This is a genomic window from Gammaproteobacteria bacterium (assembly GCA_028817255.1).
Lineage (GTDB): Bacteria > Pseudomonadota > Gammaproteobacteria > Porifericomitales > Porifericomitaceae > Porifericomes > Porifericomes azotivorans.
The window spans coordinates 1-8,515 of sequence record JAPPQA010000169.1 but is presented as its reverse complement, the minus strand read 5'-3'; the positions used below and the strand labels follow the sequence as shown (position 1 = coordinate 8,515).

The window sequence follows — 8,515 nt, the reverse complement described above, 5'->3', positions numbered from 1 at the left end:
AGCGGCGGTCTCCAAAACCGCAGGTTGGGGGTTCGATTCCCTCCTGGCCTGCCAATTCGTTTCGCCGGAGAGTTTCGTCGGCGGTGGGGCGGCTTTGATATTCGGGGGCTATGCCGGTTATGCCCGCGGTCGCCATGACGAAAACCGACATCGCCAAGCTGGCCTTTGCCTCGCTGGTCCTGGTTGCTGCGATAGTCGTTTATTATTCGGTGCCCGAGGAGCCCTTCCTGGTTTGGATAGGCTTGATGGTCGGTTGCGCCGTCATCGCGGTGCTCCTGGCCTTTTGGACGACTCCCGGCCAGCGGGCCTGGGCTTTTCTGGGCGATGTGCAAAGCGAGGTCCGCAAGGTAATCTGGCCGGAGCGGAAGCAGACGGTGCAGATGACCTTATTGGTGGCGATCATGGTAATTCTGGTCGCCTTGATCCTGGGGTTGCTGGATTGGATCCTGGGCGGGCTGATCGAGTGGTTTATCGGTTAGCGCGTCAGCGGAGATCGGGTTCATGGCAATGAATTGGTATGTGGTCCATGCCTATTCCGGGTACGAAAACCAGGTACGGCGTTCGCTCGTGGAGCGAATCAGGCACAGCAATCTGCAGGACCAGTTTGGCAAGATCCTGGTTCCCACCGAAGAAGTGGTGGAAATGCGCGGCGGCCAGAAGCGCAAGAGCGATCGGAAATTTTTCCCCGGCTACGTATTAGTTCAGATGCAGATGAACGAGGATACCTGGCACTTGGTCAAATCCGCTCCGAAGATCCTGGGATTTGTCGGCGATACCAGCGACCGGCTGCCTGCCCCGATCAGCGACAAGGAAGCCGCCGATATCCTGCAGCGAATTGAGGACGGCATAGAGCAGCCCAAGCCGCGGTTCATTTACGAACCGGGCGAAGTGGTGCGGGTTACGGACGGAGTGTTCAAGGACTTCAACGGTGTTGTAGAGGAAGCGGACTACGAGAAGAACCGCCTCAAGGTGGCGGTTCTGATATTCGGACGCTCCACGCCCGTGGAACTTGGTTTCGACCAGGTGGGGAAGGAGTAGCGCCCTTCGGCTTCTGGCGCTGGCCGCGGGCCGAATGAGGACGAGATAACGCAATGGCAAAACAGGTCGCAGGACAAATCAAGTTGCAGGTTCCGGCGGGAAAGGCCACCCCGGGGCCTCCGGTAGGGCCCGCTCTCGGGCAGCGCGGCGTAAACTCCATGGAGTTCTGCAAGGACTTCAACGAGCGGACGAAAGCGATGGAGGAAGGGTTGCCGATCCCCGTGGTGCTCACGGTTTACAGCGACAAGAGTTTTGCGTTTGTCCTCAAATCGCCGCCCGCTTCCCATCTGCTCAAGAAGGCGGCGGGAGTGAGCGGCGGCAGCCCTACCCCGAACACGGAAAAGAAGGGAAAGATCGCGCGCCGACAGGCGGAAGAAATCGCGCGCATGAAGCGGGGCGATCTTACCGCCGCGGATCTCGATTCCGCGGTACGCACAGTCATAGGGACAGCGAGAAGTATGGGCATCGAGGTGGAGGACGCCTGAAGTGAGCAGGCAATCCAAGCGGTTCAAGGCCATTTCCGAGAAGGTCGAGCATACCCGGCGCTATCCCGCGCTCGACGCATTTCGTCTGCTCAAGGAATGCGCGACGGCCCGTTTCCCGGAGTCGGTGGATGCCAGCGTCCGCCTGGGCGTTGACCCGCGCAAGTCCGACCAGATCGTACGGGGCAGTTCGATATTGCCGAATGGCACCGGCCGGAAGATCCGGGTGGCGGTGTTCGCCCAGGGGGAGCAAGCGCAACAGGCAAAGGAGGCGGGCGCCGAGATCGTTGGTTACGAGGATCTGCTGAAGCGAATCCAGGAAGGGAAGCTGGACTTCGACACGCTGATTGCCACGCCCGAGGCAATGCCTCTGGTTGGCAAGTGCGGTCAGATCATCGGTCCGCGCGGGCTTATGCCCAATCCCAAGGTGGGAACGGTTGCCAGCGACGTGGCCAAGGCCGTCAACAATGCCAAGGGCGGCCAGGTCCGGTACCGGACTGACAAGGCAGGCATTATTCATTGCGGGATTGGCAAGGTTTCCTTCGAGGCGCAGGCGCTCAAGGAGAATCTGGAGACCTTGCTGGCCGATCTGGCGAAATTAAAGCCGAGCGCCGCAAAGGGAAGTTACCTGAGGAAGATCGCGGTCTCCACCACGATGGGTCCCGGGCTGACTATCGAACCGGGTTCGCTGGCGCTCTGATGCCAACCGGGGACCGCCATGGCAAGCCTTGCCGGATGCGGCGCCGCGGGAGGCTGCCGTGAGTCTTGCCCTGGCCCGCAAGCAGGCCGTAGTCCAGGAGGTCGCCGCAACGGCGGCGGATGCGGGGCTTGCCATTGCCGCCGAGTATCGCGGGCTGACGGCGGGAGAACTGAATGCGTTGCGGCGGTCGGCCCGCGAGCAGGGCGTGTACTTGCGCGTGGTCAAGAACACCCTGGCGCGGCGCGCCTTGAGCGGAGGGCGCTTTGCCTGTTTGGAGCCGGGGCTTTCGGGCCCCCTGTTGCTGGCGTTTACGTCTGGAGAACTCGGCACCGCGGCCCGGCTGTTCCGGGATTTCGCCCAGGAACACGAGGCCCTGATCGTCCGCGAGGTGGCCCTGGAGGGCAAGCTTTTGGCCCCTGGCGATATCGGGCGGTTGGCCGACTTGCCGACCCGCGAACAGGCCATTGCCCGCCTGATGGCGGTTATGCGGGCGCCGCCGGGTCGGTTGGCGACCCTGTTGCGGCAAATCCCCGTGCGCCTGTTGCTGGTTTTGAGGGCGGTGCGGGGCAATGGCGGCAATGGCAATGGTGCCGGTACGGGCGCGTAGGACGTAGGCGACAGGTTCGGGCGCCGCGTTCGCGAGGAGGCGGCCCTGGATAATGCGAGCGATGGAGAAGTAAAAGAGGAGTTGGAGCCATGGCAATAGACAAGGCAGAGATCGTAGAAGCGATTTCCAAGATGACCGTGATGGAAGTAGTGGAGTTGACGGATGCGCTGGGAGAACGGTTCGGCGTCTCCGCCGCGGCGCTGGCCGCCCCTGTTGCGGCGCCCGCGCCCAGCGAAGCCGCAGCCGAGGAGCAAACGGAATTTACCGTTACGATGACTTCGTTCGGGGACAATAAGGTGGCGGTGATCAAAGTGGTTCGGGGCATTACCGCGATGGGCCTGAAAGAGGCCAAGGAGCTGGTGGAAGGCATCCCGGCCACGATCAAGGAAGGAGTGTCGAAGCAAGAAGCCCAGGATCTTAGCAAGCAGCTCGAAGCGGCGGGAGCTTCCGTAGAGGTCAAATGATTTGCCGCGACAGTGCGGCGATTGGGGGGAGGCGTCGCCTTTTCCCTTGCGCCCCGGCCCGCGGCAACAGGGAGAATCGCAGGTGAGCACCTATTCCTTTACTGAAAAGAGGCGGATTCGCAGGGATTTCGGCAAGCGGCCGGACATCCTGGAGATCCCCTACTTGCTGGAGTCGCAGATCAATTCCTACCGCGATTTTCTGCAACAGGATGTCCCGCCTGCCGAGCGGGCCAGACGGGGACTGGAGGCCGCCTTCCGGTCGGTGTTCCCCATTGTCAGCCATGCGAAGAATATTCGGCTGGAATACGTGGAGTATTCCCTGCCTGCGCCCACTTTCGACGTCAAGGAATGCAGGTTGCGCGGGCGCACGTACAGCGCGTCGTTGCGTGCCAGGCTTCGGTTGGTGATTCTCCGCGGCAAGGGCAAGAAAGACGCCAAAGACGCCGATATCGCGCAAGAGCCGGAGGAGATCAAGGAAGGCGAAGTGTACATCGGGGAACTCCCCCTGATGACCGAGACCGGCACTTTCGTCATCAATGGCACTGACCGCGTGGTGGTTTCTCAGTTGCACCGGTCTCCCGGAGTGTTTTTCGACGACGACAAGGGCAAGACGCACTCTTCCGGCAAGTTGCTGTATTCGGCCCGCGTGATCCCCTACCGCGGTTCCTGGTTGGACTTCGAGTTCGATCCCAAGGACCTGCTCTATTGCCGGATCGACCGGCGGCGGAAGCTGCCCGTTACCGTTCTGCTGCGGGCGCTGGGCGAGGACGGCAAGCCCTCCCCCGGGGAGGACAAATCCGCGGATAAGGACGTCTTCCGTTACCAGAAGGGCGCGTTTTTTCTGGAGGCGAAGAAGAAACGGCTGAATGGAGCGGAGACAGACACGCTGTCGTGGGATCACATATGGGGCGAAGTGCTGCCGCTCCCGGTTGCCAAGTCCCGCAAGCCGAGCGTCCTCTCCGCGCGGCGGATCGCCCGCCGGGAGGTCGAGGAACTGGAGCGGTCGAAACTGCGCAAGCTCGAAGTTCCCCGGGAATACCTGCTGGGGAGGGTCCTGGCCAGCGACATCCCCGGCAAGGGCGGCAAGGGCAGCCGGCCCCTGGTTGCCGCCAAAACCGTACTTGCCGGCGAGCACCTGGAGCAGGTTGTAGCGGGCAAGGCGGCCCGGACCATCGAAACCTGCCCGAAAGACAAGTACGACGATGCGGGCATTCTGGGGTTGTTCTTCGAAACGGACGCCTTTTGCTGCAAAGGCCAGAAGTTTTTCCTGGAATTGAACCCGCGCCACCTGCGGGGCGAGGTATTGCCTTTCCCTATTAAAAAGGGCCGCGAGAAGATCGTTGCCAAGGACCAGCGGATTACGCCGCAACAGGTTGAGAAGATCGCGCGCTCGAAGCTGCGCGAGATTGAAGTCCCCCGGGAATACCTGCTGGAGAAAGTCCTTGCCGAGGATATTCATGGCGAGGACGGCAGCCGGCTGGCCGCTGCCAATGCCGAGATCTCCGCCGAACTGCTGGACCGGCTTGCGGCGGAGGGGGTGGAGCGGTTCAAGACGATTTACACGAACGAATTCGATTGCGGCCCCTACATATCCGACACGCTGCGCGTCGAACAGCCCGCGTCGGGCGGCGTTAAAAACGCGCAGGAGGCGCAACGGGAGATTTACAGCGTGATGCGGCCTGGAGATCCTCCCACGGCGGAGGCGGCAAAGAACCTTTTCGCCAACCTCTTTTTCAACCCGGAGCGTTACGACCTGTCCGCTGTGGGCCGCATGAAATTCAACCGCCGCATCGGCCGGGACGGGGGAGAAGGCGAAGAGCAGGAAGGCGAAGCAAGAGGCAGGATCCTCTCCAGGGCAGACCTCATCGAGGTGCTCTGGGCGCTGATTGATATCCGCAACGGGAAGGGCTCCGTGGACGACATAGATCATATGGGCAACCGGCGGGTCCGGTGCGTGGGCGAGATGGCGGAAAATCAATTCCGCATCGGTTTGGTGCGCGTGGAACGGACGATCCGCGACCGGCTGGCGCTGCCCGAGTTAGAGCAACTCATGCCGCAAGACATTATCAACGCCAAGCCGATCTCCGCGGCGATGCGGGAATTTTTCGGTTCCAGCCAGTTGTCCCAATTCATGGACCAGAACAACCCGCTGTCGGAAGTGACCCACAAGCGCCGAGTTTCCGCGCTGGGGCCGGGAGGTTTGAAGCGCGAGCGTGCCGGCTTCGAGGTGCGCGACGTGCACCCCACCCATTACGGCAGGCTTTGCCCGATCGAAACCCCCGAAGGTCCCAACATCGGCCTGATCAGCTCCATGGCCGTGTTTGCGAGAACCAACCGGTACGGGTTTCTGGAGACGCCCTATCGGAAGGTGAAAAAGGGGGCGGTGACCGACCGGATTGACTATTTGTCCGCCATTGAGGAAGGGCAGTACGTCATCTGTCAGGCGAATGCCGTGATGGACAAGAGGGGGCGCCTTCTGGAAGAGTTGGTATCCTGCCGGCACCGGAACGAGTTTGCCCTGATGAATCCCGAGCGGGTGGATTACATGGATGTCTCTCCCAAGCAGATCGTTTCCGTTGCCGCCTCGCTGATCCCCTTCCTGGAGCACAACGATGCCAATCGCGCCTTGATGGGGTCGAATATGCAGCGGCAGGCGGTGCCCCTGATGAGGACGGAGAAGCCGCTGGTGGGCACGGGGATGGAACGCCGTGTCGCGATTGACTCGGGCGTGGTCGTGGTGGCGAAGCGAGGCGGCACGGTTGATTCCGCCGATGCCACCCGCATCGTAGTCCGCGTCAACGAGCGCGAGATCAAGGGCGACGATCCCAGCGTCGATATCTACAATTTGACCAAGTACACCCGTTCCAACCAGGACACCTGCATTAACCAGAAGCCGCTGGTGAAGCCCGGCGACGCGATCTCCCGGGGCGACGTGCTGGCCGACGGTCCGGCGACGGATCTTGGAGAACTGGCTCTGGGCAGAAACCTGTTTGTCGCGTTCATGCCCTGGAACGGCTACAACTTCGAGGACTCCATCCTGGTATCGGAAAACGTGGTCAAAGAAGACCGCTACACGACGATACACATAGAGGAACTTACCTGTGTGGCAAGGGATACCAAGATGGGAGCGGAGGAGATCACGCAGGACATCCCCAACGTCAGCGAGAACATGCTGAATAAGCTGGATGAGTCCGGGATCGTGTATATCGGCGCCGAGGTTTCCCCGGGAGACATCCTGGTGGGGAAGGTGACCCCGAAGGGCGAGACGCAGCTGACTCCCGAGGAAAAATTGCTGCGCGCCATATTCGGCGAGAAGGCCTCCGACGTGAAGGACACTTCCCTGCGCACCCCCTCGGGCATGAACGGGATGGTGATTGACGTACAGGTACTGACCCGCGAGGGGGTGGAAAAAGACGCCCGCGCTTTGGAGATCGAGCAGGCGGAACTGGAGCAGGTAAGGAAAGACTTGAACGATCAATTCCGGATCATGGAGGATGGGATCTACCAGCGTCTCCAGAAGAATCTGGTCGGAAAGGTAGCGAACAAAGGCCCCGGCGGCCTGAAAAACGGCAGCAAGATCACGGGCAAATACTTGGCCGGCTTGGCGCGGGAGAAGTGGTTTGACATCCATATGCGCAACCCCAAGCTCAACGAGCGCCTGGAACAGGCGGCGCGAGGCATTGATGCGGCGCGCAAGAGACTCGACGAAGGGTACGAGGAGAAGCGTTCCAAGCTGACCGGCGGCAGCACTTTGGTGCCGGGCGTACTGAAGACGGTCAAGGTCTATCTGGCGGTCAAGCGGCGCCTGCAGCCAGGAGACAAGATGGCCGGGCGGCACGGCAACAAGGGGGTGATCTCCACCATCGTTCCGGTAGAGGACATGCCCCACCTGGCGGACGGCACCCCGGTGGACATCGTGTTGAATCCTCTCGGCGTCCCTTCCCGCATGAATGTGGGCCAGATCTTCGAGACCCACATGGGGTGGGCCGCCAAGTGGCTGGGCAAGAAGATTGGGGCGCTGCGGGATGGCCGGACTGGCCGGGCCGGGGCCGCCTCCCCCCTGCGTTCTTTATTGGGCAAGATCTACGGTCGCAGCGAGGCTCTGGCGGCATTGAACGAATCCGCAATCGTAGAATTGGCCGAAAATCTGCGTGCGGGAGTGCCCATGGCCACCCCGGTGTTCGATGGCGCGCGCGAGGAAGAGATCAAAGCGATCCTCAACCTGGCCGATTTGCCCATATCCGGCCAGGCCACTCTCTACGACGGGCGCACCGGCAAGGCATTTTCGCAACCGGTTACGGTCGGCTATGTGTACATGCTGAAGCTGAATCACCTGGTGGACGACAAGATGCACGCCCGTTCCACCGGGCCGTACAGCCTGGTGACCCAGCAGCCGCTGGGCGGCAAGGCGCACTTTGGCGGTCAGCGTTTCGGTGAAATGGAAGTATGGGCGCTGGAGGCTTACGGCGCCGCCTACACTCTCCAGGAAATGCTGACGGTCAAGTCGGACGACATCGTCGGGCGCACCAAGGTTTACAAGAGCATTGTGGACGGGGACTACGGCATGCACCCAAGTACGCCGGAGTCCTTCAACGTGCTGATCAAGGAGATCCGGGCCTTGGGGATCGACATCGAGTTGGAACGGGAATGACCTGCCGGGGCACTGTAGCGGCGCCGGCGCGGCGGGCATTGCATGTAGAGAGGGCCTGATTATGAAAGACCTGTTAAAACTGTTGCTGAAGGACAGGGAGCAGGAGGATTTCAACGGCATACGCGTTGGCCTGGCTTCCCCGGAGAAGATCCGCTCCTGGTCCTGGGGCGAAGTCAGGAAGCCCGAGACCATCAACTACCGGACCTTCAAACCGGAACGCGACGGCCTGTTTTGCGCCAAGATCTTCGGTCCCGTCAAGGACTACGAATGTCTTTGCGGCAAATACAAGCGCATGAAGCACCGCGGCGTCAGGTGCGAGAAATGCGGTGTCGAAGTGATGCCCGCCAAAGTGCGGCGCGAGCGCATGGGGCACATCGAGCTGGCCAGTCCGGCGGCGCATATCTGGTACCTCAAGTCCCTGCCCTCGCGCATCGGGTTGACCCTGGATATGACCTTGCGCGAGATCGAGAGGGTGCTCTACTTCGAGGCCTACGCGGTGATCGATCCCGGCATGACCAAGCTCGAGCGGGGGCAGTTGCTCTTTGAGGAAGAGTACATAGCGATGATCGAGCA

Annotated in this window: 8 protein-coding genes; all 8 read left to right on the top strand. The window is 61.4% G+C overall.

Going from position 1 to position 8,515, the window contains the following annotated elements; all coding sequences use genetic code 11:
* Positions 1-110 precede the first annotated feature (110 nt).
* Positions 111-479 carry a preprotein translocase subunit SecE gene (gene secE, locus OXU43_07025; GenBank protein MDD9824906.1) on the top strand — a complete coding sequence of 123 codons (369 nt, stop codon included), beginning with the start codon at positions 111-113 and terminating at the stop codon, positions 477-479.
* A 22-nt stretch (positions 480-501) separates the two neighbouring features.
* A complete protein-coding gene (gene nusG, locus OXU43_07020) occupies positions 502-1,038 on the top strand; it encodes a transcription termination/antitermination protein NusG (GenBank protein MDD9824905.1) in 537 nt (178 codons plus the stop codon).
* 53 nt (positions 1,039-1,091) lie between these two features.
* Positions 1,092-1,523 (top strand): 50S ribosomal protein L11, encoded by a 432-nt coding sequence (rplK, locus tag OXU43_07015; GenBank protein MDD9824904.1) that lies wholly within the window; start codon positions 1,092-1,094, stop codon positions 1,521-1,523.
* A 1-nt stretch (position 1,524) separates the two neighbouring features.
* Positions 1,525-2,220, top strand: coding sequence for a 50S ribosomal protein L1 (gene rplA / locus OXU43_07010; GenBank protein ID MDD9824903.1), 696 nt, complete (start codon positions 1,525-1,527; stop codon positions 2,218-2,220).
* Between the two features lie 58 nt (positions 2,221-2,278).
* Entirely contained in the window at positions 2,279-2,827 is a 549-nt protein-coding gene (gene rplJ, locus OXU43_07005; GenBank protein MDD9824902.1) for a 50S ribosomal protein L10, read from the top strand.
* A gap of 89 nt (positions 2,828-2,916) precedes the next feature.
* Complete coding sequence (gene rplL, locus OXU43_07000) at positions 2,917-3,291, top strand: 50S ribosomal protein L7/L12 (GenBank protein ID MDD9824901.1); 375 nt, start codon at positions 2,917-2,919, stop codon at positions 3,289-3,291.
* A gap of 82 nt (positions 3,292-3,373) precedes the next feature.
* Positions 3,374-7,942 (top strand): DNA-directed RNA polymerase subunit beta, encoded by a 4,569-nt coding sequence (rpoB, locus tag OXU43_06995; protein ID MDD9824900.1) that lies wholly within the window; start codon positions 3,374-3,376, stop codon positions 7,940-7,942.
* Between the two features lie 61 nt (positions 7,943-8,003).
* The coding region (locus tag OXU43_06990; GenBank protein ID MDD9824899.1) for a DNA-directed RNA polymerase subunit beta' at positions 8,004-8,515 on the top strand (512 nt) is incomplete at its 3' end.